23 protein-coding genes are annotated in these 24,945 nt (G+C 67.7%); 13 read left to right on the plus strand and 10 right to left on the minus strand.

Features of this window, described 5'->3' with window-relative positions:
• Positions 1-24: 24 nt before the first annotated feature.
• Positions 25-756: a GNAT family N-acetyltransferase gene (locus tag EGH21_RS02645; protein ID WP_220616920.1), complete on the plus strand. Its 732-nt coding sequence runs from the start codon at positions 25-27 to the stop codon at positions 754-756.
• Between the two features lie 34 nt (positions 757-790).
• A complete protein-coding gene (locus tag EGH21_RS02650; protein ID WP_220616921.1) occupies positions 791-1,486 on the plus strand; it encodes a phosphoribosyltransferase in 696 nt (231 codons plus the stop codon).
• Between the two features lie 30 nt (positions 1,487-1,516).
• Here the strand turns inward: EGH21_RS02650 and EGH21_RS24360 are convergent, their stop codons facing one another.
• Together EGH21_RS24360 and EGH21_RS02655 are read right to left on the minus strand one after the other, a co-directional pair.
• On the minus strand, positions 1,517-1,645 hold the full coding sequence (locus tag EGH21_RS24360; protein WP_268899043.1) for a hypothetical protein: 129 nt from the start codon (positions 1,643-1,645) through the stop codon (positions 1,517-1,519).
• 57 nt (positions 1,646-1,702) lie between these two features.
• Positions 1,703-1,942: a hypothetical protein gene (locus EGH21_RS02655; RefSeq protein WP_220616922.1), complete on the minus strand. Its 240-nt coding sequence runs from the start codon at positions 1,940-1,942 to the stop codon at positions 1,703-1,705.
• Between the two features lie 78 nt (positions 1,943-2,020).
• Between EGH21_RS02655 and EGH21_RS02660 the strand changes: the two genes are divergently transcribed.
• Positions 2,021-2,716: an SDR family NAD(P)-dependent oxidoreductase gene (locus tag EGH21_RS02660; RefSeq protein ID WP_220616923.1), complete on the plus strand. Its 696-nt coding sequence runs from the start codon at positions 2,021-2,023 to the stop codon at positions 2,714-2,716.
• Here the strand turns inward: EGH21_RS02660 and EGH21_RS02665 are convergent.
• Entirely contained in the window at positions 2,713-2,991 is a 279-nt protein-coding gene (locus tag EGH21_RS02665) for a hypothetical protein (RefSeq protein WP_220616924.1), read from the minus strand. The genes EGH21_RS02660 and EGH21_RS02665 overlap by 4 nt on opposite strands.
• Before the next feature lie 89 nt (positions 2,992-3,080).
• On the opposite strand from EGH21_RS02665, the gene EGH21_RS02670 reads away from it, so the two are divergent.
• Entirely contained in the window at positions 3,081-3,317 is a 237-nt protein-coding gene (locus EGH21_RS02670) for a DUF7576 family protein (RefSeq protein ID WP_220616925.1), read from the plus strand.
• 37 nt (positions 3,318-3,354) lie between these two features.
• Positions 3,355-4,005 carry a hypothetical protein gene (locus EGH21_RS02675; protein WP_220616926.1) on the plus strand — a complete coding sequence of 217 codons (651 nt, stop codon included), beginning with the start codon at positions 3,355-3,357 and terminating at the stop codon, positions 4,003-4,005.
• Position 4,006: 1 nt separating this feature from the next.
• Here EGH21_RS02675 and EGH21_RS02680 read toward each other — a convergent pair whose 3' ends face one another.
• The 4 genes from EGH21_RS02680 to EGH21_RS02695 all read right to left on the minus strand — a co-directional run bounded on the left by EGH21_RS02680 (position 4,007) and on the right by EGH21_RS02695 (position 10,305).
• On the minus strand, positions 4,007-5,113 hold the full coding sequence (locus tag EGH21_RS02680) for a site-2 protease family protein (RefSeq protein ID WP_220616927.1): 1,107 nt from the start codon (positions 5,111-5,113) through the stop codon (positions 4,007-4,009).
• 75 nt (positions 5,114-5,188) lie between these two features.
• A complete protein-coding gene (locus tag EGH21_RS02685) occupies positions 5,189-6,202 on the minus strand; it encodes a segregation/condensation protein A (RefSeq protein WP_220616928.1) in 1,014 nt (337 codons plus the stop codon).
• Positions 6,203-6,354: 152 nt separating this feature from the next.
• Positions 6,355-9,948, minus strand: coding sequence for a chromosome segregation protein SMC (smc, locus tag EGH21_RS02690; protein WP_220616929.1), 3,594 nt, complete (start codon positions 9,946-9,948; stop codon positions 6,355-6,357).
• 18 nt (positions 9,949-9,966) lie between these two features.
• A complete protein-coding gene (locus EGH21_RS02695; protein WP_220616930.1) occupies positions 9,967-10,305 on the minus strand; it encodes a DUF7518 family protein in 339 nt (112 codons plus the stop codon).
• Positions 10,306-10,636: 331 nt separating this feature from the next.
• On the opposite strand from EGH21_RS02695, the gene EGH21_RS02700 reads away from it, so the two are divergent.
• The 6 genes from EGH21_RS02700 (at position 10,637) to EGH21_RS02725 (ending at position 16,308) form a co-directional block, all read left to right on the plus strand.
• Complete coding sequence (locus EGH21_RS02700) at positions 10,637-11,650, plus strand: thiamine pyrophosphate-dependent dehydrogenase E1 component subunit alpha (protein ID WP_220617294.1); 1,014 nt, start codon at positions 10,637-10,639, stop codon at positions 11,648-11,650.
• Positions 11,650-12,675 carry an alpha-ketoacid dehydrogenase subunit beta gene (locus EGH21_RS02705; protein WP_220616931.1) on the plus strand — a complete coding sequence of 342 codons (1,026 nt, stop codon included), beginning with the start codon at positions 11,650-11,652 and terminating at the stop codon, positions 12,673-12,675. The genes EGH21_RS02700 and EGH21_RS02705 overlap by 1 nt, the downstream gene beginning before the upstream one ends.
• A 3-nt stretch (positions 12,676-12,678) precedes the next feature.
• Positions 12,679-12,936, plus strand: coding sequence for a lipoyl domain-containing protein (locus tag EGH21_RS02710; protein WP_220616932.1), 258 nt, complete (start codon positions 12,679-12,681; stop codon positions 12,934-12,936).
• Complete coding sequence (locus tag EGH21_RS02715) at positions 12,933-13,643, plus strand: dihydrolipoamide acetyltransferase family protein (RefSeq protein ID WP_220616933.1); 711 nt, start codon at positions 12,933-12,935, stop codon at positions 13,641-13,643. The genes EGH21_RS02710 and EGH21_RS02715 overlap by 4 nt, the downstream gene beginning before the upstream one ends.
• Positions 13,644-13,829: 186 nt before the next feature.
• On the plus strand, positions 13,830-15,347 hold the full coding sequence (gatB, locus tag EGH21_RS02720) for an Asp-tRNA(Asn)/Glu-tRNA(Gln) amidotransferase subunit GatB (protein WP_220616934.1): 1,518 nt from the start codon (positions 13,830-13,832) through the stop codon (positions 15,345-15,347).
• 94 nt (positions 15,348-15,441) lie between these two features.
• Positions 15,442-16,308: a COG1361 family protein gene (locus EGH21_RS02725; RefSeq protein ID WP_220616935.1), complete on the plus strand. Its 867-nt coding sequence runs from the start codon at positions 15,442-15,444 to the stop codon at positions 16,306-16,308.
• Here the strand turns inward: EGH21_RS02725 and EGH21_RS02730 are convergent.
• Positions 16,305-16,853: a hypothetical protein gene (locus tag EGH21_RS02730; RefSeq protein WP_220616936.1), complete on the minus strand. Its 549-nt coding sequence runs from the start codon at positions 16,851-16,853 to the stop codon at positions 16,305-16,307. The two genes, EGH21_RS02725 and EGH21_RS02730, sit on opposite strands and share 4 nt — an antisense overlap.
• Before the next feature lie 144 nt (positions 16,854-16,997).
• On the opposite strand from EGH21_RS02730, the gene EGH21_RS02735 reads away from it, so the two are divergent.
• On the plus strand, positions 16,998-18,401 hold the full coding sequence (locus tag EGH21_RS02735; protein WP_328765147.1) for an aryl-sulfate sulfotransferase: 1,404 nt from the start codon (positions 16,998-17,000) through the stop codon (positions 18,399-18,401).
• A gap of 57 nt (positions 18,402-18,458) precedes the next feature.
• Positions 18,459-18,923, plus strand: coding sequence for a GNAT family N-acetyltransferase (locus tag EGH21_RS02740; protein ID WP_220616937.1), 465 nt, complete (start codon positions 18,459-18,461; stop codon positions 18,921-18,923).
• Here the strand turns inward: EGH21_RS02740 and EGH21_RS02745 are convergent.
• Both EGH21_RS02745 and gltB read right to left on the minus strand, forming a co-directional pair.
• On the minus strand, positions 18,920-20,392 hold the full coding sequence (locus EGH21_RS02745) for a glutamate synthase subunit beta (RefSeq protein WP_220616938.1): 1,473 nt from the start codon (positions 20,390-20,392) through the stop codon (positions 18,920-18,922). The two genes, EGH21_RS02740 and EGH21_RS02745, sit on opposite strands and share 4 nt — an antisense overlap.
• On the minus strand, positions 20,385-24,905 hold the full coding sequence (gltB, locus tag EGH21_RS02750; protein ID WP_220617296.1) for a glutamate synthase large subunit: 4,521 nt from the start codon (positions 24,903-24,905) through the stop codon (positions 20,385-20,387). The genes EGH21_RS02745 and gltB overlap by 8 nt, the downstream gene beginning before the upstream one ends.
• Positions 24,906-24,945 lie beyond the last annotated feature (40 nt).

The following is a 24,945-nucleotide window of genomic DNA, read 5'->3' on the forward strand; positions in this document are numbered from 1 at the left end:
CCCCCTCTGCGAAGTATAACACGTATGACGGTACTGGAACCGCTCGCGTTCGAAACCGAGTCGGACAGGCGCATCTACCAGTTCGTGGACCGGCACGGCGCCCCCTCGGTAGACGAGGTGCGAGACGCCGTCGACGTCTCCGACGACGAGTTCGACGAGCGTCTCGACTATCTCCAGACCCGCGGGTACGTCGAACGGCAGGACGGGACCGTGGAACTCGGACTGGACGCCGGGACCGAGACGGAGTACGAGACACCGGACTTCACGTACGTCGTCCGGCCGGCCCGCGAGGAGGACTTCGAGTCGCTCGTCGACACGATTCGGACCGTCACGGACCGGCAGACGTACGTCATCGGTGAGAACCTCGTCGAGGAGTTACAGTACGAGGACACCGTGACGCGACACAACACCGTCTGGTCGCGCCTGTTCTTCGTCGCCACCGTCGACGGCTACATCGTCGGGTGGTCACACCTCACACTGCCACAGACGGAGAAACTGCAGGGGACCGCGGAACTGACGCTCGGCGTGCGCCGGGACTACCGCGGCTACGGCATCGGCGAGCGCCTGCTGGACCGGGCGCTGGACTGGGCGGAGACCCACGGCTACTGGAAGGTGTACAACAGCCTCGCACGCACGAACGGCAACGCCATCACGTTCCTCGAACGGCACGGCTGGGAGCGCGAGGCGGTCCGGGAGAAGCACTACCTGCTCGGCGAGAAGCGCGTCGACGAGGTGATGCTCGCGTACACGTTCTGAAACCGTTAAGGCCGCCCGTCCACGCCACCTCTGTATGGGCGAGTTACCGGAGGAGTTCCCGTGTACCATCACCAACTGGGAGTACATCTACGGGCTGTGCCGTGACGTGGCCGACGACGTGAAGGCCGCCGACTTCGAACCCGACGTGGTCGTCGCGCTCGCGCGCGGCGGCTGGTTCGCCGGCCGCTGTCTGTGTGACTTCCTCGGCCTCGACGACCTCGCGAGCCTGAAGGTCGAACACTACGTCGGCACCGCCCAGCAGGGCGACGAACCGGAGGTGCGGTACCCGCTGGCCGACGGCGCCGTCGAGGGGAAAGACGTCCTCGTCGTCGACGACATCGCCGACACCGGCCAGTCCATCGAGACGGCCGCCGAGTGCGTGCGCGACCGGGAGCCGAACAGCGTCCGCACCGCCACGCTCCAGTTGCTCCAGACCAGCGACCACGAACCCGAGTTCGTCGGCGAGCGGTTGGACGAGTGGGCGTGGGTCGTCTACCCGTGGAACTTCGTCGAGGACATGATAGAACTCGTCGCCGGCGTCATGGAGAAGGGCGACCAGCAGGTCCACACCGAAGACGACGTCCGTGCGCTCCTCCGGGAGTACCACGACGTGAGTCACACGGCGATGGAGATAGCCCAGCCAGACCGGTTCGACGAGGTGATGGCCGAGATGGTGCGCCGGGACGTAGCCGTCGCTACCGACGACGGCTGGCGACTGACCGACGGCTAGAACGGGCCGTTCTGCGGCGCGAATCGACTCTCAGTGACGGCGGCGGCCGTCGTCACGCACGTACTCCAGCGCGGAGACGAGTTTCTCGGTGTCGACGCGGCCCTCCGACTCTTCGAGGCGCTCGCGTATCTTCGTCGGAGTCATGGTCACTGTTACCATACGACGCCCTCGGACATAGTTCTTTCTCCAGAGCCAACAGTTCGCCGGCGGGAGGCGTCAGGCCCCTTCGGCGTCCTCCTCGACGGGGATGTTCACCGAGTCGAGGTCTGCCTCGCAGGCCGCCTCGGCCAGTCCGTAGCCGACGGCGTACCCCGTCGACCCGCCGACGAGGCCGCCGATACCGGCCCCCAGCGGTCCGGCGCCGGCCCCGACCACCGCGCCGAGGAACCCGCCGACCGTCGCCGACCGTTCGGCCGCCCGCTCCGGGTCGTCAGTCGCACAGGAGTCGTGAGACATACACGGCCGTTCGGCCGGGACGACCGAAACAGTTTCGCGTCCAACAGGTTCTTCGACGCGGGGCGCGTCCGGGACCGTATGCCACGGACTGCCGTCGTCGCCGGTGTCGGCCCCGGACTCGGAGCATCGCTCGCCCGTCGATTCGTCGACGAGGGCTGCAACGTCGGCCTCTTCGCACGTTCGGAGGAGTACGTCACCGACCTCGCCGACGACCTCGGGGAGCACGCTATCGCCGTCCCGACGGACGTCACCGACCCGGAGGCCGTCGCCGAGGGGTTCGAGCGAGTGCGGGACGCGTTCGGCCCCGTAGACGTCCTCGTCAACCACGCCAGCGGCGGCGCGTGGAAGGGCGTCCGGGAGATCTCCGACGACGAGTTCGCCCACGCACTCGACGTGGGGCCGATGGGCGGCCTCTACTGTTCGCGGGAGGTCGTCTCGGACATGCTCGAGAACGACGGCGGGACGGTCGTCTTCACCGGCGCGACCTCCGGGGTCCGCGGTCGTGGGGGCGCTATCGGCTTCAGCGCCGCGAAGTTCGCCGTCCGCGGGATGGCCGAGTCGATGGCCCGGGAACTCGGACGAGAGGGTATCCACGTCGCACACGTCGTCGTCGACGGCCAGATTCTCGGCCCGGACGCTCCCGCCGCCGACCGCGACGCCGAGGAGTACCTCGACCCCGACGAGATAGCGGCGTCGTACTGGCATCTGGTCGAGCAGGACCGCTCGGCGTGGACGCTCGAACTCGACCTGCGCCCGCACGTCGAGTCGTTCTAGTCGTCGCTCGGCGGTTCGACGGTGCGTTCCTCGTGGAGTTCTATCCACTCCCGGAGCGGCTGTCGGATACCGTCGACGGTGATGGTCACGTCGCCGTCGAACCGCCACCGGGCGCGCGGCGCGTCGTCGCCGAACCGTATCGGCACGTCTACCTCCAGATTCTCGACTGACACCGCCAGCGCGTCCTCCCGGTCGACCGTCTCGTCGAGGAGGCGCTCGACCGCCGCACGGAGTTCCTCGAAGTCCGGTTCGGGGACGCCTGCTGACTCGCTCATGCGGCAGTGTTCGCACCCACGCCTATTTCGTGTTTCCCCGGCCGGGCCCCACAACGGACATCCCCGTCCAGCCCCGACGGGGAGCCAAGATGGAACTCCCGACGCCGTACCACATCGGCGGCCACTACTACGTCGACGACGTCTCTGTCGGCCGTCTGCCCGACGACGAGACGGTGCGGGACTGCGCGGGGTGTCGGGGCTACGTCTACGACGACCGGTGGCACGTCGTCGCCCGCGTCCGCGACACGGCCGCTGGCAGGCGCCAGACCCACCACTACTGCAGCGACGACTGCCTGACCGCGTGGCTCCGACTGGTCACGTCGTAACCCCCGGAGTCTTACCGGCCCGGCCGATAGTGTCCCCATGGAGCAGCGCACGGGTCGGTTCCGGGTCTTTCGGGTCGTCGAGTCCGTCCCGCACATCAACTTCTTCGATACGGACGCGACGCGACTGTACACGGTGTACCAGTCGGGCTACGGCGAGCGACAGGCGCGCATCGACTCGCTGCAGACCGGTGACCTCGTGGAGGCGACGCTGGCCGGCGACGCGGACGACCCCGAGGAAGCGTGGTCCATCCAGTCGCTGGAGCGAGTCGGCGGCGTCGGGATGTCCTTCGCCGTCGACGTCGAGATGCCCGCCCTCGCCGAAGAACTCTGGTCGGCGGGACAGACACACCCGAGCAGTAGCGTCGTCGAGGAGGACGGCGACCCGGTCGCGGAACTGCACGTCCAGCCCCGCGAGCCACTCCCCGGTGGGTCGTTCGTCCCGAGCGTCCTCACCGGTCTCGTCCCGCTGGAGGGGCCGCTCTCGGTGCTACCGGTCGTCGGTGGGTCCGCGAGCCACGCGCTCTTTCTCGACCCCGACCCACCCGACGCCGACCGCTACTCGCGCCCCTTCGGCGTGGTCGTCCTCTTCGGCGAGGACGCCGACGCGGTGCTGACCGAGTGGCACGACCGGTACGACGTCGACCCGGCGGGAGATTCCCGGCCGACGTACGACCCCTACGGCATCTGAGTTACAGCGAGATAGTGATGGGGACGGGGACGAAACACAGCAGGCCGAGGACCAGCGTCAGCACGCCTATCGCCTGTCGTTTCGGCCCGAGGGCCGTCTCGTCCAGCGGCGTCACCGAGCCGGCGCGGCTGAAGAGGAGCGTCAGCACGCCCCAGAACCCCCACAGCGCCGCCGCGTCGCCGTTCTCGAAGACGAAGAGGTAGCCCGCCAGTCCGAACAGCGCGACGGGCACGGCCGTCTGGACGGCCGACATCCGCTCGCCGAGCAACGACCGGGTGACGTGTGCGCCGTCGAGTTGCCCCACGGGCAGGAGGTTCAGGAAGGTGACGAACGCGCCGACCCACGCCCCGATGACGACGGGGTTCGGGATGACGGCCGGGTCCGCGTAGACGACCTGTTCGCCCATGAGCGCCGCGATACCCCGAATCAGCAGCGGGTAGCCGAGCTCTATCTGGGCGGCGACGCCGCCGGTGACCCGGATGGGGTCGAGCGTCACGCCGATAGCCGTCACCGCTATCGTCGCTATCAGTCCGGCGAGCGGACCGGCGACGCCGATGTCGAACAGCGCCTCCCGGTCGGGCATGTTGTCGTTCATCCGGATGACGGCCCCGAGCGTCCCGATGACGTTGAACGGCAACGGGATGAAGTACGGCAGACTGGCCTGCACCTCGTGGTACCGGGAGAGGGCGTAGTGGCCGAACTCGTGGATAGCGAGGATGCCGAGGACGGCGGCCGCGAACGGCCACGCCTGTACGATGGCGGCCGGGTCCTCGACGACCGAGAGGCCGTACCACCGGCTCCCGGCGTACAGCGTCGAGAGCAGCGTCGCCACCGCCAGCAGGACGTTCGTCCACGGGACGCCGTCGACGCCCAGCGAGCGCTCGCTCGCGACGAGGACGTGTTCGCCCATCTCGCGCTGGAGGCGGACGCGATACCCGCGCTGTCGGAACGTCGGCCCGACCCGCTGGAGGACCTGCTCGGACTCCGTCTGTGGCTCGCCGTAGTAGCGCACGCCGTCCTCCGCGCTGGCGTCCACTTCGTAGACGTGGAAGGCGTCGGCGAGTCGCTCGGGGTCCGGGAGCTCCGTCGGCAACGACTGCTGTGCCATTGTCCACAGTAGGGACTCGACCCGTTTGAACCTGTTTGCCACCCTGACCGACGCTGGGCGTCGCTCGGCCGCCGGTCAGTCGGCCAGCGCTTCCTCGGACCCGCTCACCGCGTTGGGGTCCTGTATCCAGAGGTCGCCGAACACGTCGTCTTGCTGGAGCACGACCTGTCCCCGATGAGCCAGAAACAGCAGTCCGAGGAACGTCTCGACACGCGACCCGCCCGCGTGTTCGACCTCCTTGTACAGTACCTCGTCGCGCCCCTGGTCGTACTGCTCGCGGACCGCCGCGTACACGTCGTCGATGATGTCGTCTATCTGCTCGGCGTGGGCGGTGCCGGTCACGTCGGCGGCCGACGGCTCGTCGTCCATCCGCATGTCGTCGGCGCTCCGGTAGTCCAGTTCCTGAGTCCCGCGCTGGAACCCGCTGGGCGACCCGCTGGTGTCGTACTCGCGGGACTCCTTCCACCACGAGTCCCGCTCGGCGTCGCGCAGGTCGCGAACGAGTTCGTCCAGCGTCTGGGGCATCCCGCGGGCCCGACGGCGTTCGAGTCGGCGGTCCATCTCGGACTCCAGCGCCGAGAAGGGGTCCGGCTCCTCGATGGGGGCGTCCTCGGTCATCGCCTGCTCCCACGGCTCTGCCGGCGGGTCCTCCTGTTCGTCCTCGCCGAGCATCGCGTCGCTCTTCATCCGGACGAGGACGGAGGCGTAGAACAGCGCCCGTCCGCCGGTGCGGAGGTCACCCTCGTCGATGCGGGCGAGGAACTTGTCGGTGACCTCGACCACGTCGATGTCCCACGGGTCTATCTCGCCGTCGTCGGCCAGTTGGACCAGCACCTCGACGGGTTCGGCGACGTCGTCGTCCTCGTCGCCCTCGCTTCCGGTCTCGTTCAGTAACTCGACGTCCTCGGGGGTGTCGCCCTCGGTTTCCTCGGGGTCGTCCGCGTCGTCCCCGAACAGCGACGACGCCGAGTCGTCGGGGCGTTCGCGGTCTTGCGGGTCGGTCCCCTCCCCGCGGGGCTGCCTCGAGCCGCGTGGCGGCTCGCGGTCTTCGTGTCCCGTGATGTCCAGTGGGATGTCGTCGTCAGTCATGGCGGTACACCACCTCGCTCGCGGTTCTCACCGCTCGCGTTCCCGAGGGCCCCCCATAGCGGTGCGCCGTCGACGAATCAGCCCGCTCGCTCGCGGTTCCCACCGCTCGCGTTCCCGAGGGCCCTCCCTCGCGTTGCTCGGTCGGCCCCTCGCTAGTCATCGCTCACCACCGCCTCCTCTTCGTCGTCCGGCCCCTCGCCCGAGAGGTCGATACCGGTCACGGCGCTCACGTTGTCGCCCTGCATCATCACGCCGATAGCGCGTTCCGAGCGTTCGAGCAGGGCCGAGCGGTGCGAGACGACGACGAACTGCGCGTCGCCGGCGAGTTCGTCGACCATCTCGCCGACGAGGTCGGCGTTCGCGGCGTCGAGGAAGGCGTCCACCTCGTCCAGCGCGTAGAACGGCGCGGGGTTGTGCCGCTGGATGGCGAAGATGAACGCCAGCGCAGTCAGGGACTTCTCGCCGCCCGACATCGCCGCCAGCCGCTGGATGGGCTTGTCGCCGGGTTGGGCCTTCATCGTCAGGCCGCCCTCGAAGGGGTCGTCCTCGTTCTCCAGGTGGAGGTGCCCGGTCCCGCTGGAGAGGCGCTCGAAGATGTCCTGGAACTGGTCGTTTATCTCGTCGAACGACTCCATGAACGTCTCCTTCTTGCGGGCCTCGTAGGCGTCGATGCGGTCGCGGATGCCTTCGGCCTCCTCGACCAGCGTCTCCTTCTGGTCTTCGAGGTCTGCGAGGTCGTCGGCCACGCGGTCGTACTCCTCGATAGCGCGCATGTTGACCGGCTCTAGGGCCTCCATCTCGGCAGTCAGACGTTCGATTTCGGCCTCGACGGTGTCGTGGTCGGGGACGTCCTCGGGGTCGTAGTCGCCGACCTGCGCTTCGAGTTCGTCTATCTCCCACTCCAGCCGTTCGCGTTCCTCCGTCTCGTCTTCGAGGTCGCGTTCCACGTCGGTGACCTTCGACTGCTGTTCGTCGCGGGCCTCCTTCGCGTCCTGCAGGTCCTCGCGCAGGTCCTCGCGCTCGCTCTTGAGGTCGGCGAGTTCGTCCTCTAGCTCGGCGACCTCCTGCTCTTTCTCGGCTTTCAGTTCCTGCTTGGCCTCGACCTGTTCCTCTAGGTCGGCGATGCGCTCTTCCTTCTCGGCCTTGCGGTTCTGGGCGGCCTCGATGTCGTCGTGGAGGTCCTCGATGGCGTCCTCGGCGTACTGCTTCTCCAGTTGGAGTTCGTTGAGTTGGGCGTCGAGGTCGTCGAGTCGGTCCTCCAGCGTGTCTATCTCGCTCTCGATGGCCTCGCGTTCGTCGGTGAGGTCCGGCAGGTCCGAGTCCTGCACCTCCGTCTCCAGTTCGTCGATGTCTGCCTCGACCTCCGCGATGGCCTCGTTCTTGGCCTCGATATCGGCCTCCAGTTCGTCCATCTCGTCGGCGACGGCCTCGCGGTCGGCCGCGATGTCTTCGAGGTCGGCTTCGAGCGAGTCGATGCGCTCGCGAGTCTCTTCGAGTTGGGTCTCCTTGCGCTCGATGCTCGTCTCGATGTCACGGACCTGTTCGGTCGCGTCGGACTCGCGGTCGCGGGCGTCGTCGAGTCGGTCCTCGACGTCTCGCAGGTCGTCGCGCACGTCCGCGCGTTCGTCTTCGAGTTCGTTGATGCGCTGTGCGACCCGTTCGAGTTTCCCGGCCCCGCCGGAGAAGGAGTAGCGAGTCCCCGAGGAGGACCCCCCGGTCATGGCGCCCGACTTCTCGACGAGGTCGCCGTCCAGCGTCACCATGCGGTAGTCGCCCATCAGGTCGCGTGCGGTGTCCATGCTGTCGACGACGACCGTATCACCGAGGACGTACGAGAAGATGCCCGCGTACTCCGGGTCGAAGTCCACGAGGTTGTACGCGAAGTCGACCACGCCGTCGGCGCTGGGCAGCGACGGGAGCGAGCGGTTCTGCATCTGCGTGATGGGCAGGAACGTCGCTCGCCCGGCGTTGCGGGCTTTGAGGTACTCGATACAGGACTGTCCGACGCCGTCGTCGTCCACGACGACGTGGGCGAGTCGCCCGCCGGCCGCCGTCTCACAGGCCGTGGCGTACTCTGGGTCGACGCCACCCAACTGTCCGACGGTGCCGTGGACCCCCTCGCGGTCGGCGTTCAGGATGGCCGTCACCGCGCGGCCGTACGAGGAGTCGCCGTCCTCGCCGGCCTTCGCTTCGAGTTGGGCGTACTCCTGCTGTTTGGCGCTTATCTCGTCTTCGAGGTCGTCCAAGTCCGACTGGAGTTCCCGCTTCTCGGCACGCAGGTCGTCGACCACCTCGCCGATTGTGGCCTTGTTCTTCTCGGCCTTCGCCAGTTCGGACTCTAGGTCCTCGATGTCGGCTTCGAGGTCCGGAATCGTCGCCTCGGCCTCCTCGATGGCCGCCCGCTTCTCGTCCTCCTCGTTGGAGCGCCGACGGGCCTCGTCCAGCAGGCGGTCCTGCTCTCGCTGGAGGTCGTTGCGCTCGCTCTTGAGCTGTTCGAGGCGGTCCCGCTTCGTCTCGAGTTCGTCCTTTATCTCCTCGAACTCCTCGCCGATGTCGTCGATGCGCTGCTGGACGTCGGCGAGGTCACTCTCCTTGCTCGCGACGTCGGCCTTGACGTTGGACTTCTCGACTTTCGTCTCGCGGATGTCCGACTCGAGGTCGTCGATGGTCTCCTGCTTGCGGTCTATCTGGACGAACGCCTGTCGGCGTTCGTTCTCAGCGCTCTCGACGGCCTCCTCGGCCGTCTCTATCTTGTCTTCGAGGCGCGAGATGTCGCCCTTTATTTCCTCGATGTCGCGCTTGATGGCGAGTTGTTCGTCCTCGCCCTTGCGCTCTATCTCCTGATTGAGTTCGTGGAGTTCGTCCTCCAGCCGGACGACCTTGCCCTGTCGGGCGTCCAGTTCCTCCTGCAGGTCGGCGAGTTCGGCCTCCAGCTCGGCGATGCGGTCCTCGACGGCGTCGAGTTCCGCGCGCTTGTCTTCGAGTTCGGCGGCCTTGCGGTAGCCTTCGTACTCCTCTTTCTCCTCGCGGAGCGACTGGTACTCCAGTGCCGTCTCGCGTTCGTCTTCGAGTTGGTCGAGACGGGTCTGTTTCTCCTCGATGCGGAGTTCCGCCTCGTCGATGCGCTCCTCGACGACTTCCAGTTCCTCGAAGGCGTCGGCCTTCTTCTGGTCGAACTGGGCGACGCCGGCTATCTCGTCGATAATCTCTCGACGAGACCCCGGCGTCATGTTGATTATCTCGGTGACGTCGCCCTGCATGACGACGTTGTACCCCTCGGGCGTCACGCCCGCCTGCGCGAGCAAGTCCTGGATGTCCGAGAGGTTGACCGAGCGGCCGTTGATGTAGTAGTACGAGTAGTAGTTGTCCTCGGTCTCTTTCACCCGACGCTTGATAGCTATCTCGTCGACGTCGCCGACGTCCTCGGTGCCGGCGGCGTTGACGACCTGTGCGCGTTCGAGGGTCCGGTCCTCGTTGGCGAGGATGACCTCGACGCTGGCCTGCCGGTCGCCCGAGACGTCGACGTCCTCGTCGGCGTGGCCGGGGTTGTAGATGAGGTCGGTGAGTTTCTCGGCGCGGATGCCCGACGTCCGGGCCAGTCCGAGTGCGAACAGGACGGCGTCGATGATGTTCGACTTCCCAGAGCCGTTCGGGCCGCTGATGGTAGTGAAATCTTCGTAGAACGGGATGCGAGTCTTCCGCCCGAAGCTCTTGAAGTTGTCGAGGACGAGCTCTTTGATATGCATACGGTCGTTGGCCGTCTCCTACGCGACGATGATGTCGGAGCCGGAGTCCTCCTCGGACTCCGACTCGGACGCGGCCTCGGCCTCCTTGTCGGTGTCGTCGGTGGCCTCCGTGTTAGGTGTGTCGGCCTCTGGGGCCAGAATCTCGTCTTCGTTGGTCGTCGATTGCTCGGGTGCTGCGGCGTCGTTCTGGGCGTCGCCCTTGTGGGCGTCGGCCCCGAACCCGCTGTCCTCGTCGACGGTGTTCTCGAGTTCGCGGAGGCGAACTTTACACTCGACGAGTTCGTCGGTCAGCCCCTCGACGGAAGCCTGCAGTTCCTGAACCTGCTCTTCTAGTTCCTCGACGCGGTTGCCGCACATATCACAATGCCAGCCACGCTATCGTCATAAACTTACGTCAGACATTGACAGTTAATCTGATACATCTGACCGACCACCGAAAGTCGCCGTAGGGCCCTCGGCGACGGCGTCGACGAGGGAGCGGACGCCGTGGTCGAAATCCAATGTTCGAGCGGCTGATAGTGACCGATGGGAGAGAGGTGGCCACAGAGACAGTTGCTCGAATCGGTCCGCTGACCGAGCGGTTTCCGGCCCGTCAGAGACGCCGTTCGGTCGGGCCCCTAGCGTTATGTGTAATTCAATCTAACCTTCACGGTGGACTTCCATGGTATCAGTTAACGAACTGCGAGAGATGTACGTCGACATGGTGACGGCCCGCCATTACGAAGAGCGGTTGCAGGAGGAGTATCTGGAGGGGAAACAACCGGCGTTCGACATCTCGGCGGGGCCGATTCCCGGGGAACTGCACCTCGCCGCCGGGCACGAAGCCTCGGCCGCGGGCGTCTGCCAGCACCTCCGGGACGACGACACGGTGACGGCACCCCACCGGCCCCACCACGTCGCCATCGCGAAGGGCGTCGACCTCGAACGGATGACCGCCGAGATATTCGGTCGGGAGACGGGCCTCGGAAAGGGGAAGGGCGGCCACATGCACCTGTTCGACCCCGACGTGGGGTTCGCGTGTAGCGGCATCATCGCGGAGGGGTGTCCGCCCGCGGCCGGCGCGGGACTCGCCGCGAAGAAGCGCAACACAGACAGCGTCGCCGTCGCCTACCTCGGCGAGGGCGCCATCGACCAGGGGGCGTTCCTCGAGTCGCTGAACTTCGCGGCGGTCCACGACCTGCCGGTCGTCTTCGTCGTCGAAGACAACGACTGGGCCATCAGTATGCCCAAGGGTCGCGTCACCGACGTCGAGAACGGGGCCCAGCGGGCCGGTGGGTTCGACATGCCGGGCGTCCGCGTCGACCACGACGACGCCGTCGCTATCTACGACGCCGCGAAGGAAGCCATCGGCCGCGCCCGCGACCGGAACGGGCCGACACTGATGGAGGTGCAGGTCCACCGGCGGATGGGCCACTTCATGGGCGACCCCGAGAGCTATCGCCCGGAGGAGGACCAGGAAGCGGCGGCCGAGCGAGACAGCATCGCCCGACTGGAGGCCGACCTGCAGTCTCACGGCGTCGACGAGGAGAGTATCGAGGAACTGCGGGACGACGCACACGAACGCGTCGAGGACGCCATCGCGTTCGCGAAAGACCAACCAGAACCGGACCCGAGCGCGGCACACGAGGACGTGTTCGTCAACCCACCGAGCGGCGTGACAGACACCGAACCGGAGTACGACCTCGCGGGAGGTGACGACTGATGGCACAGAAAGAACACTCGAAGGTAATCGAACGCGAACTGACCATGAGCAGAGCGATGGTCGAAGCCATCGCCCACGAGATGCGGGAGAACGAGGAGGTGTTCTACATGGGCGAGGACGTCGCCGACTACGGCGGCATCTTCGACTCCACGCAGGGCCTCTTAGACGAGTTCGGCTACGACCGCATCATGGACGTCCCCATCAGCGAGACGGCCTACCTCGGCGCGGCCGTCGGCGCCGCACAGGAGGGGATGCGCCCCATCGCCGAACTGATGTTCGTCGACTTCTTCGGCGTCGCGATGGACCAGATATACAACCAGATGGCGAAGAACACGTACATGAGCGGCGGCAACGTGAGCGTTCCGCTCGTGTTGACGGCCGCCGTCGGTGGCACCTACAACGACGCCGCCCAGCACTCCCAGACGCTGTACGGGACCTTCGCACACGTGCCCGGGCTGAAAGTCGTCGTGCCGTCGACGGCCTACGACGCGAAGGGGCTGATGCACAACGCCATCCGCGACGACGACCCGGTGATGTACATGTTCCACAAGCGCCTGATGGGCATCGGGTGGCTCCCGGCCCCGGACGGGCCGAAGACGCCCGTCCCGGAGGAGGACTACACCATCCCCTTCGGCAGTGCGGACGTAAAACGCGAGGGCGACGACGTGACCATCGTCACCCTCGGCCTGCACGTCCACCGGGCGCTGGAGGCGGCCGAGTCGCTGGCCGACGACGGCGTCAGCGCGGAAGTCGTCGACCTGCGGTCGCTGGTCCCGCTGGACACCGACACCGTCGTCGAGTCCGTCGAGAAGACGGGGAACCTCGTCGTCGTCGACGAGGACTACCGCTCGTTCGGCGTGACCGGCGAAATCGTCGCCAGCGTCGCCGAGGAGAACCTCGGCGCTCTCGACAGCGTCGAACGTCTCGCCGTCCCGGACGTGCCGATTCCGTACTCCCGGCCGCTGGAGAACGAAGTCGTCCCCGACGTGGCCGACATCGAAGCGGCGGTCGAGCGGACACAGTGACCGATGAGCGGGGACAACCGGGTCGAGGTGACGGTCGCCGAGTGGCCCGACGACGCCGACAGCGACGAGGGCGTCGTCGTCAACTGGTTCACGCGGGAGGGCGCGAGCGTCACGGAAGGCGATAGCCTGTGTGAAGTCCAGATAGAGAAGGTGAGTCTCGACGTTCTCGCACCAGCAGACGGCACGCTCGTCGAAGTCGTCTGTGGCGAGGACGACGAGTTCGCACGCGGGGACACGCTCGCGTGGGTGGAGCCAGCATGACCGACGACGAAGCCGCGGAGCGAACCGTCCGCGAGGAGCGGTCGCTGAGTCCGATGCGCAAGACCATCGCCAGTCGGTTACAGGAGAGCTATCGGGAGGCCGTCCACGTGACGGTCAGCCGTGAGGTGGACGCGGAGAGCCTGTTGAGTGCCGTCGCCGCCGCGGACCCGGACGAGGACGGCGTCAGCCCCTCGATGGTCGACGTCCTCCTCTGTGCGCTCTCGGACACGCTGGAGGAACACCCCGCGTTCAACGCCACGTTCGAGGACGAGACGCACGTGGTGTACGAGGAACACAACGTCGGCGTCGCCGTGGCCATCGAGGACGGCCTCGTCACGCCCGTCGTCGCCGACGTCGGGTCGAAGTCACTCGGCGAACTCGCCACCGAGCGCCACGAGTTGACCGAACGCGTCAAAGAGGGCGAGTACACGATGAGCACGTTCCGCGGCGGGACGTTCACCGTGTCGAACCTCGGCCCCCTCGGCGTCGACTCGTTCGACCCCATCATCAACCCGCCCGAAGTCGCCATCCTCGGCGTCGGGCGCATCACCGAGCGGGCGACACAGAACGGCGACGGCGACGTCGCCTTCCGCCGACAGATGCCGCTGGACCTGAGCTTCGACCACCGTGTCGTCGACGGCGCGGACGCTGCCCGGTTTCTGGGAACGCTGTCGGAGCACCTCGACGCGGCCGAACAGTACGTCTGAGACGCCGCCTCGGGGGCGCTCGGCGGCCAGAAACGTGCGTTTCCCACGAGGAGTGGGTCCCGTCGTCCTCCCGGGCGCCTCCGCGTGCCAGACCATATAGCCGTACTCGTCTCTGACGACCTGTTCGGCGAACGAGCGCCACCGGGGGTCGTTACCCTTTAGCCAGCCGACGCCGAACGACGGGTAATGACTGCGCAAGCCGCCGAGTCCCGCGAACTCGCGGCCGTCATCGGGCTGGAGGTCCACGTCCAGCTAGAGACGGAGACGAAGATATTCTGCGGGTGCTCGACCGAACCGACCGACGAGCCGAACACCCACACCTGCCCGGTCTGTCTCGGCCTCCCGGGCGCCCTCCCCGTCGTCAACGAGGGCGCCGTCGAGGCCGCCGTGAAGGTGGGGAAGGCCATCGACGCCGACATCCCCGAGGAGACGACGTTCCACCGGAAGAACTACTACTACCCCGACCTCCCGAAGAACTTCCAGATAACGCAGTACGACGCCCCCATCTGTCAGGACGGGGAACTGGAGTTCAGCGTCGAGAGCGAGCGACGGGCCGTCGACATCCGCCGCGCCCACCTCGAAGAGGACCCCGGGTCCATCAAGCACGTCCGCGAGGGCACCGGCCCACTCGAATCGCGGACCTGCTCTATCGAACGGGCCGACTACACCCTCGTCGACTACAACCGCGCCGGCACACCGCTGATGGAGATAGTCACGGAACCGGACTTCCGCGCGCCGGGCGAGGTCCGAGCGTTCCTCGAGAAACTCGAAGAGGTCCTCGAATATCTCGGCGTCTTCGACGCCACCCGCGACGGCAGTCTCCGCATCGACGCGAACCTCTCGATGGTCGACGCCGACGAGGTGAGCGACGACGGCCACATCGACGAATCGGTACTGGAAGACGCCAACCGCACCGAGGTCAAGAACATCTCCAGCCACAAGGGCGCCGAACAGGCCCTCTCTTTCGAGGCCTCCCGCCAGCGAAAACTCATCCAGTCGGGCCGCGCCGTCGAACAGGAGACCCGGCACTTCAACGAGACTCACGGCAACACCGTCTCGATGCGCTCGAAGGAGGAGGAGAAGGACTACCGCTACTTCCGCGAGGCCGACATCCCGCCGCTCCGCGTGTCGAGTTGGAAAGACGAGATAGCCATCCCGGAACTGCCCGACGCCCGCCGCGAGCGGTTCGTCGCCGAGTACGGCCTGAGCGACGAGGCCGCCTCGAAACTCACCAGCACCAAACAGGTGGCGGACTTCTTCGAGAGCATCGCCGAGCAGTTCGACGCCGACCTCGCGGCGACGTGGGTGGCCGACAACCTCCTCGGAGAACTGAACTACCGCGACATGGCCATCACCGACGTCGACGACCGCTTCGACGAGGTCACCCGCCTCGTCGAACTCGTCGCCGAGGACGAGATTACCGCGAAGAACGCCCGCGAGACGGTCCTCCGGGACATGTTAGACGAGGGCGACGACCCGGACACCGTCGTCGAACGGGAGGGACTGGGCAAGACGTCCGGCGACGCGGTCCAGCAAGCCGTCGAAGAGGCCATAGAGGAGAACCCCGACGCCGTCTCCGACTACCACAGCGGCGAGGACGGCGCGCTCAACTTCCTCGTCGGACAGGTGATGCAGAAGACCGGCGGGAGCGCGGACCCCGGCGAGGTCAACGGGATGTTGCGCGAGGAACTGGACGGGGAATAGCGTACTACTCACGGGTAGCGAGCGAGTTCGGTCGACTCACGGCGTCTGACGTCCGGTAGAAGATATTTATCACTTCCCTCGGTAGCCGCGGCGTATGCCCTCCCAACGCTCTCGCCGCTCGGTCCTCGCGGCCTGTACCGCCTTGCTCGCCGCCGGTGGTTGTCTCGGGACCGAAAGCGACCCGCCCGCGACCGGGACGACGACCACCGTAGCACAGACCGACACCACGACGACCACCGCGGAGTGGACCGACACCGTGAGGCCCGACGTCGGCACGGTCTGGGTGACCGACAGCGTCGCCCACACTGCGATGGTGGACAGTCGGATGGTCTCGGGGTCCCCCGACGGAACGCAACTGGTGTTCGCGAGTTACGTCGACGAGAGCCGCGTCGACCCGGAGGCGTTCTCGCTCGTCGTCGACGGCGAGCGGTACGCCCCGAAACCGCCCGCGGATACCTACGCGGACTTCGAGACTATCGCGAACTCGACCGACCGCGTCGCCGACGACGAGAGCGTCACCGGGTTCGTCGTGGACGTGCGCGACACCGTGGACAGTGCGACGCTCGAATACGGCGAGGCGTGGTCACACGACCTGTCGAACCCACAGCGCGAGCGACTGACCGGCGACCCGTCCTTCGAGGTACGCGAGTTCACGCTCCCCGATACCGTTTCGCCCGGTGACTCGTTGGTCGCCGACCTCACCGTCGCCAACGTGGGGACCGGACCGGGGACGTTTCGGGCGACCGTCCCGCGGGCGACGGTGTGGCCGACGCTGATAGAACGCGACGTGGCGGCCGGTGAGAGCGTCAGTTTCAGCACACGGATAACGTGGAGTGCCAGCGACGGCGCACCGCTGGACCGACTGGCGGGGGAGGAGTACGAACTCGTGTTGTCGTGGCCCGACGGCCGGCGGTCGGAGCGTCTCACCGTCACCGAGCAGTCGACGGCGACGGACGCCTAACTCTCACTGGCGCTGTCGGCCTCGGCCCGTTCTGCGCTTTCGTTCGGGACGATAGCCGGGTCCTTCCAGAGCAGCGTCACGAAGATGGCGACGCCGAGGAACTCGATGGTCTTGATAGCGGACTCGACGGGTTCGGTGTCGAAGTGGTCGAGGACGAGGAACACCGTACTCTGACTCCCGTGGCTGTGACCGCTCGCCGTCGACGCCGTCTGGGCGCTGTCGACGAGGAACGCGCCGTGGCCCGTGGCGTGCCAGAACACCCACGCGGCGATAGAGCCGACCAGCAGGAGCGTCCCGGCGACGTAGGCGTTGCGCAGGCTGACGACCCGGCGGGTGACGAGGTAGGGGCCGGACAGCAGGAGCACCGCGAAGACGACGAAGAAGTACGGTCGCGGGTCCGGCGGAATCCCCTGTGCCGACAGCAGGCCGTAGGCTTGCAGGTAGACGATACTCCGTGGCAGGCCCCACCAGAGGTGGAACGCCGCCGTCGCGAAGACGAGGGCGGCGACGACAGCCCGGAGTACTCTGGCGGTCCGTTGCTCCATACCCGGAGGTTCGGGTGAGCGTGACAAGAGGCCATCGGAGTGCGGACCGGTCGTGTGCGAGTGGTGCGTACCCGGAGAGCAAGCGACGCCGACTGGTCGGCAAAGTCTCGAAGCGTTTAATCCCGGGACTCTCTGAAAAGGAGTGTGCTCCCCGGTCGTCTCTCGCGCCGAACGCTCGCCCGTGGCGTCGTCCTGTTGCTCGTCCTCGTGTTGCTCACGCCGTCGGTCGCCAGCGCCCTGACCTACGAACCGAGCGAGAGCGAGTCGCTCCAGCGTGGGACGGTCACCGACGCGGCCGAGGGCCAGACGGTCGTCAGTACGCAGGGCTACACGTTCCGGGGCAACACGAACCCGAAGAAGCCCGCACGGCTCGTGGCGCTCGACGAACGCGGCAGGCTGAACTGGACCTACCAGAGCCGACAGGGCACCGACGCGTGGTTCTTCGACGTCGACCCGCTCCCCAACGGGAACCTGCTGGTCGTCTCGCCGCGCTCGGGCAACACCCTCGTCTACGAACTGGACCCCGAGACGAAGGAGCGAGAGTGGGAGCAGTTGCTCCCCTACGAGGACACCCACGACGTCGACATGCTCAACGACACCGCACTGGTCGTCTCGCACATGCGGGCGTGGAACGAGAGCCGTGAAGTCTCGAACGACGAAATCGTCGTCTACAACCTGACGACGGAGTCGGTGACGTGGCGCTGGCGCTACCGGAACCACTTCCCGAACAGCACCGACGGCGGGATGAACCACGACTGGACCCACAGCAACGACGTCGACGCCGTCGGCGACGACCAGTTCCTCGTTTCGCCGCGGAACTTCGACCAGGTGCTACTCGTCAACCGGACCACGAAGGCCATCGACATGCGACTCGGCGAAGACGACAACTACAGCGTCCTCCGCGAACAGCACAACCCCGACTACCTCGAAGGGGAGAACGGGACGCCGACGATGCTCGTCGCCGACAGCGGCAACAACCGCGTCGTCGAGTACGCCTACACGAACGGGACGTGGACTAGAACGTGGTCCGTCGGGTCCGAGTCGCTCAACTGGCCGCGCGACGCCGACCGCCTCCCGAACGGCAACACCCTCATCACCGACACGTTGAACCACCGCGTCATCGAGGTGACGCCGACCGGCGAAGTCGTCTGGGAGTACTACGCGACGTGGGGGCCCTACGACGCCGAGCGAGTGGCCCACGGGGACGGGTCGACGGGGCCGACCATCCGCGAGCAGAACGCGACCGGGACCTACGAGATAACCGGCAGCGCGGGACTGGTCGCCGGGAGCGGCCAGCAGACGAGCGTCGGGACGTTCATCACCGCGACGGTCGCCGGGACGCCGCTGGCCGGCGTCGGCGAGGAACTCGGGACCCTCTGGGGCCACTACGCGCCGTGGCTCCGCCCGGTGTGGATGAGCGGGTGGGACCTGTTCTACGCCGCGCTGGCCGGCCTGCTGCTGGTCGGCTGGCTCCTGACGGAGGCGGGCGTCTACGGCTACCACTGGGCCAGTTCGCGGTCGGCGACCGGTCGAGCGACCGGGCGGTAGAGTCAACCCACAGGCGGCCGATGTTCCGGCGACGGACGCCGCGCCGTCCGACCACGCATGAACGTCCGCGAAGCCACCGCCGCCGACGTCCCCGTACTCGACGTGATTCGCAGACAGGCCATCGAGGCCGCGTTCACGGACGAGTACGACCGCGCGGCGTTCGCGGACCTCGTAGCGTCGCCGGACGACCGTCTGCCAGAGTGGGTAGCCGACCCGGCGTGGGTCGTCCTCGTCGCCGAGAGCGACGTCACGGCCGTCGGCTACGGCGCCGTCAACACGGCGACCGGCGAGGTAGGTGCGCTGTACACCGCGCCCGAGCACCAGGGACGAGGATGCGGGAGTACGCTACTGGCACAGTTCGAACGGCGGGCACGCGAGGGGGGGCGTGACCGCCTCCACGCCGCCGTGCCGCGGACCGCCGTCGGCTTCTTCGAGGGACGCGGGTTCGAGCGCGGCGAGACTGTCGAGCGAGACGGCGACGTCCGGCGGGTTCGCGTCGAGAAGTCGCTCGCGCAGGGCTAGAGCAACGCCGGGTTGTCCGTCTCCAGACTCGGCGGGAGGTCCGTCTCCCCGGTGAGGTAGGCGTCGACGTGTCGGGCGGCGTCGCGTCCCTCGCCGATGGCCCAGACGACGAGTGACTGCCCGCGGGTCGCATCGCCGGCGGCGAACACCCCGTCGACGGCCGTCATCTTCCGCTCGTCCGTCTCGACGGTGCCGTCGGTGGCCCGTTCGACCCCGAGGTCGGCGAACGGGTTGTTCGTGGGGCCGGTGAACCCGATAGCGACGAACACGACGTCGGCAGAGATTTCGAGCGACGGGTCGACGACGGTCTTCTCGGCGCGGTCGCCGCTGTCGTCGTAGCTCCACTCGACCCGTTCGGCGTCGAGGCAGTCGACGTGGCCGTCGCCGTCGGTGTCGAGGAACGCCTGCGTGTCGACGCCGAACGACTCGCTCCCGCCCTCCTCCTGCGCGTACGTCTTATGATACGTCTTCGGTTGCTCGGGCCACGGGTTGTTCGGCGGTCGTTCCTCGGGCGGTCGCTCCCGGATGCCTATCTGGACGACCTGTGACGCCCCGTGTCGGTGGGCCGTCGCCACGCAGTCGGCCCCGGTATCGCCGCCACCCAGCACCACGACGTCGCGCCCCGCTATGGGAGTCCGTTCGACGTCGTCGCCCGCCTGTTCGCGATTCGTCTGTCGGAGGTACTCCATCGCGAAGTGGATGCCGTCGAGGTCACGGCCCGGCAGGTCGATGTCGCGCTGGCGCTGTGCGCCGACGGCGAGGCAGACGGCGTCGTGGTCGGCGACGAGGGTGTCGGCCGCGACGTCGCTCCCGACTTCGGTATCCGTCTGGAAGGTGACGCCCTCGGCCCGTAGCTGGTCGATTCGGGGGTCGATGCGGGACTTCCGGAACTTGAAGTCGGGGATGCCGTAGCGCATCAGGCCGCCGACCGCGTCGTCTCGCTCGTACACCGTGACGCGGTGGCCGACGCGGGCGAGTTGCTGGGCGGCGGCCAGTCCCGCGGGCCCACTGCCGACGACGCCGACGTGGTACTCGGTCCGCTCGGCCGGCGGTTCGGGCGTAATCCACCCCTCCGCCCATCCCACGTCGACGATGGCGCGCTCGATGCTCTTGATGGTCACCGGGTCGTCGTTGTACGCGAGGACGCAGGCGCTCTCGCAGGGCGCCGGGCAGGTGTAGCCCGTGAACTCCGGGAAGTTGTTGGTCTCGTGGAGGCGGTCCAGCGCCCGCTTCCAGTCGTCGCGGTAGACGAGGTCGTTCCACTCGGGGACGACGTTGCCGATGGGGCACCCGCTCATGCAGGTGGGGACGCCGCAGTCCATACACCGTTCTCCCTGCTCGCGGAGCGTCTCGGCGTCCCACGTCTCCTGCCATATCTCGTCGAAGTCGTCGGCCCGCTCCTCGGGGTCGCGCTTCTCGATGTCGGCCCGGTCGTGGTCGCGCCAGCCGTTGGGATGTGGCTCAGTCATCTGTGGTCACCCGTTCTGCGGCGGCCGCCGGTTCCGGCGGGAGCGACGCCCGCGGGTCCTCCCCCTCGGCGAGTCGGTCGTCCAACACGGCGGCGAAGGCGTCCGGCATCACCTTCACGAACTGTGCGACGGTCGTCTCCCAGTCGTCCAGTACCTCGCGGGCGCGGTCACTGCCGGTGTAGCGGTAGTGGTTCTCGACCATGCGCCTGACGAGGCGGCGGTCCCGGTCGTCCAGTGGGTCGAAGTGGACCATCCCGGTGTTGACCCGGTCGCGGAACCCGCCGTCCCTGTCGAGGACGTACGCCTCGCCGCCGGACATCCCCGCGGCGAAGTTCCGGCCGGTGTCGCCCAACACGACGACGACGCCGCCGGTCATGTACTCACAGCCGTGGTCGCCGACGCCCTCGACGACGGTCGTCACGCCGGAGTTGCGGACAGCGAAGCGCTCGCCGGCGACGCCGTTGACGTAGGCCTCGCCGTCCGTCGCGCCGTACAGCGCGACGTTGCCGACCACGACGTTGTCCGTCGCGTCGTAGGCCGCCTCGTCTGGCGTCCACACGACGAGTTTCCCGCCGGAGAGCCCCTTCCCGACGTAGTCGTTCGCGTCGCCGGCCAGCGAGAGCGTGACCCCAGACGCGAGGAAGGCACCGAAGCTCTGACCGGCCGACCCGTCGAACTCGACGGTGATAGTGTCGTCGGGGAGGCCCGCCTCGCCGTAGCGGTCGGCGACTTCGGAACTCAGCATCGCTCCGACCGTCCGGTTCCGGTTGCGAATCGGGAGCGAGACGTCGACGGACTCGCCGCGTTCCAGCGCCGGTCCGGCCCGGTCGAGGAGTTCGTGGTCGAGTTTCTCGTCCAGTCCGTGATTCTGCGTCCGGGTCTGCCGGCGGCCGCCACCCTCGGGGACGGTCAGCAGCGCCGAGAGGTCCACGGACTGGGCGCGGTCGTGGCTCACCGCGCGCTGGGAGAGCAGGTCGACGCGACCCACGAGGTCGTCCATCGACCGGACGCCCAGTTCGGCCATGTACTCCCGGACCTCCTGTGCGATGCAGGTCACGTAGTTCACGACGTACTCGGGTCGGCCGGGGAACTTCTCCCGGAGGTCCGGGTCCTGCGTGGCGACGCCGACCGAGCAGGTGTTGCAGTGGCACTTCCGGAGCATGATACAGCCACAGGTCACGAGCGGTGCGGTTCCGAAGCCGTACTCCTCGGCACCCAGAAGCGCCGCGACGACGACGTCACGCCCGGTCTTCATGCCGCCGTCGACGCGGACCCGGATGCGCGAGCGCAGGTCGTTCGCCCGGAGAATCTGGTTCGCCTCGGCGACGCCCAGTTCCCACGGCAGGCCGGCGGACTTGATGCTCGTCTTCGGCGACGCGCCGGTGCCGCCCGACTGGCCGCTTATCAGGACGGCGTCGGCCTTCGCCTTCGCGACGCCGGCGGCGATGATGCCCACGCCCGCCTCGGAGACGAGTTTGACGTGGACGTCGGCGTCGGTGTTCGCACACTTCAGGTCGTGGACGAGTTGCGCGAGGTCCTCGATGGAGTAGATGTCGTGGTGGGGCGGCGGCGAGATGAGGGGGACGCCGGGGGTCGTGTTGCGCGTCTCGGCGATTGTCTCGTCGACCTTCTCGCCGGGGAGGTGACCTCCCTCGCCGGGTTTCGACCCCTGAGCCATCTTGATGCCGAGGTGGTCGGCGTTGGCCAGATACGTCGCGGTGACGCCGAACCGGCCCGAGGCGACCTGCTTGTTCCCGCACTCGCGTTCGGTGCCGAACCGCTCGACGGGTTCGCCGCCCTCGCCGGAGCAAGCGGTCCCGCCGATGCGGTTCATCGCGACGGCCAGCGTCTCGTGGGCCTCCTTGCTGAGCGACCCGAACGACATCGAGGCGGTGAAGAACCGCTCGACGATGCTGTGGACGGGTTCCACCTCGTCGAGCGGAACCGACTCGCGGCCCTCGGTGTCGAGTTCAAGGAGGCCCCGGAGCGTCTGGAGACGTTCCTGCTGGTCGTTCACCATCTCGGCGAACTCCCGGTACGCTTCGAAGTCGCCGGCCTGTGCGGCGTACTGGAGTTTGCCAATGGTGTTGGGGTTCCACTGGTGGAACTCGCCGTCCCGTCGCCAGTAGAGTTCGCCGCCGGGGTCGAGGTTCGTGCCAGCGTCGGCCTCGAAGGCGTTGTGGTGGCGTTCGAGCACGTCGGCCTCCAGGTCGTCGACGTCGATGCCCTCCGTGCGGGCCGTCGTCCCCGCGAAGTACTCCGCGACGAACTCGGAGTCCAGCCCGACGGCCTCGAACACCTGCGCGCCCTTGTAACTCGACAGCGTCGAGATGCCCATCTTGGCCATCACCTTCTGGAGGCCGTCTTCGAGGGCGTGCCGGTAGGCCGCCAGCGCCTCGTCCCGGTCGCACTCCAGCACGCCGTCCGCGACCATCGCGTCGATGCTCTCGTAGGCGAGGGACGGACAGAGCGCGTCGGCCCCGTAGCCGACGAGCGTGCAGACGTGGTGGACCGCACAGGGCTGGCCGGAGTCGAGGACCACCCCGACGTGTGTACGACGGCCGGTGCGGACGAGGTGGTGGTGGACCGCACCGACGGCGAGCAACGACGGAATCGGCACGCGGTCGGGGCCGACGGCCCGGTCCGAGAGGACGAGCACCTCACACCCGTCGTCGATGGCCGCGTCGGCGGCCTCGCGGACGCGTTCGACGGCGGGTGCGAGGGTCGTCGCCCCCTTCTCGTAGGTCAGGTCTATCGTGGCCGCGCGGATGCCGTTCTCGTCGACGTTCTCGACGGCGGCGAGTTCCTCGCGGGTGAGTATCGGCGACTCGCAGAACAGGCGTCGGGCGTGGGCCGGCGTCTCGCCGAGCAGGTTCCGCTGGCGGCCGACGTGGGTGTACAGGGAGGTGACGACGTCCTCGCGGATGTAGTCCAGCGGCGGGTTCGACACCTGCGCGAACAGTTGTTTGAAGTACGTGAACAGGGTCTTGTTGCGCTCCGAGAGCACCGACAGCGGCGTGTCGTTGCCCATCGCGCCGATTGGGTCACTGCCCGCCTCGGCCATCGGTTCGACGAGGCGGTCGAGGTGCTCGCGCGTGTAGCCGAAGGCTCGCTGCCGGGCGCCGACCCCGGCGTCCGCTGGCGGCGACGGTAGCGGGTCGCTCCCGTCCACGAGGTCCGAGAGGTCGACTCGCTCGCGGGACACCCACGCGCCGTACTTGTCGTCGGTGAGTCGGTCGAACACCTCCTCGTCGGGGACGATGCGACCCTCGTCGGGGTCGGCGTAGAACATCTGACCGGGCTGGAGGCGGTCTTTCGTGACCACCTCCGAGGGGTCCGCATCGAGGACGCCCGTCTCGCTGGCCATCACCAGTCGGTCGTCGGTCGTGACGTAGTACCGACAGGGGCGCAGACCGTTACGGTCCAGCACCGCACCGACGCGGTCACCGTCGGTTGCCGCGACGAGGAGCGGCCCGTCCCACGGTTCGTTGACGGTCGCGTGGTAGCGGTACCAGTCCCGCCGGTCGGCGTCCATCGCGTCGTCACCGTGCCACGCCTCGGGGACCAGCATCCGGAGGGCGTGCGGGAGCGAGCGGCCGCCCTCGACGAGGAGTTCGAAGACGTTGTCGACGACGGCCGTGTCGCTCTGGTCGGCGTGCGTGACGGGCGTCAGTTTCTCGACGGCGTCGCCCAACACGGGGCTGGCGAGGTCGGACTCGCGGGCGGCCATCCAGTTGAGGTTGCCCCGCAGGGTGTTGACCTCGCCGTTGTGGACGACCTTCCGATACGGGTGGGCCAGTTCCCACGCGCCGAGCGTGTTCGTCGAGAACCGCGCGTGGACGAAGACGAGTCTCGTTCGGACCCGCTCGTCCGAGAGGTCGGGGTAGTACGACCGGAGTTGCCCGTTCGTCAGCAGGCCCTTGTAGACGACGGTGCGGCGGTCCAGCGAACAGACGTAGAAGCGGTCCGCGCCGGGCGGGTCACGCTCGTCGACCCGCCGCTCTACGACCCGTCGGAGGACGTACAGCCGGGTGTCGAGGTCATCGGGGGCGAGCGAGTCCCTCGGTTCGACGAACACCTGCCAGACGGCGGGTTCGCTCTCCAGCGCCGTCGCCCCGAGGCCGGTGTTGTCCGTCGGCACCTCGCGCCACGCGACCACCTCGAACCCCTCGTCGTCGGCCGCACTCTCTAGCAGGTCACGGAACCGGTCGCGCTCGTCGGGGTCTCGCGGGAGGAACACCTGTCCGACGCCGTACTCGTCGTATCCGCCGAGGTCGGGGACGACGTCGCTGAAGAAGGCGTGAGGCTTCTGGACGAGCATCCCGGCCCCGTCGCCGGTGTTGGCCTCCGCGCCGCGTGCGCCGCGATGGTCGAGGTTCTCCAGCACCTCGAACCCGTCCTCGACGACGTCGTGCGTTCGCCGGCCGTCGAGGTTCACGAGGACGCCCACCCCACAGTTCGCACGCTGGTCGTGGGGGTCGGACAGTGGCGTATCGGTGTCGGGACTCGTCACGGTCGTTGAGTGGGTGCCGTGGGTGCTGGTGTACGTCACC

The sequence above is a fragment of the Haloarcula rubra genome, assembly GCF_019599465.1.
GTDB classification, from domain to species: domain Archaea; phylum Halobacteriota; class Halobacteria; order Halobacteriales; family Haloarculaceae; genus Haloarcula; species Haloarcula rubra.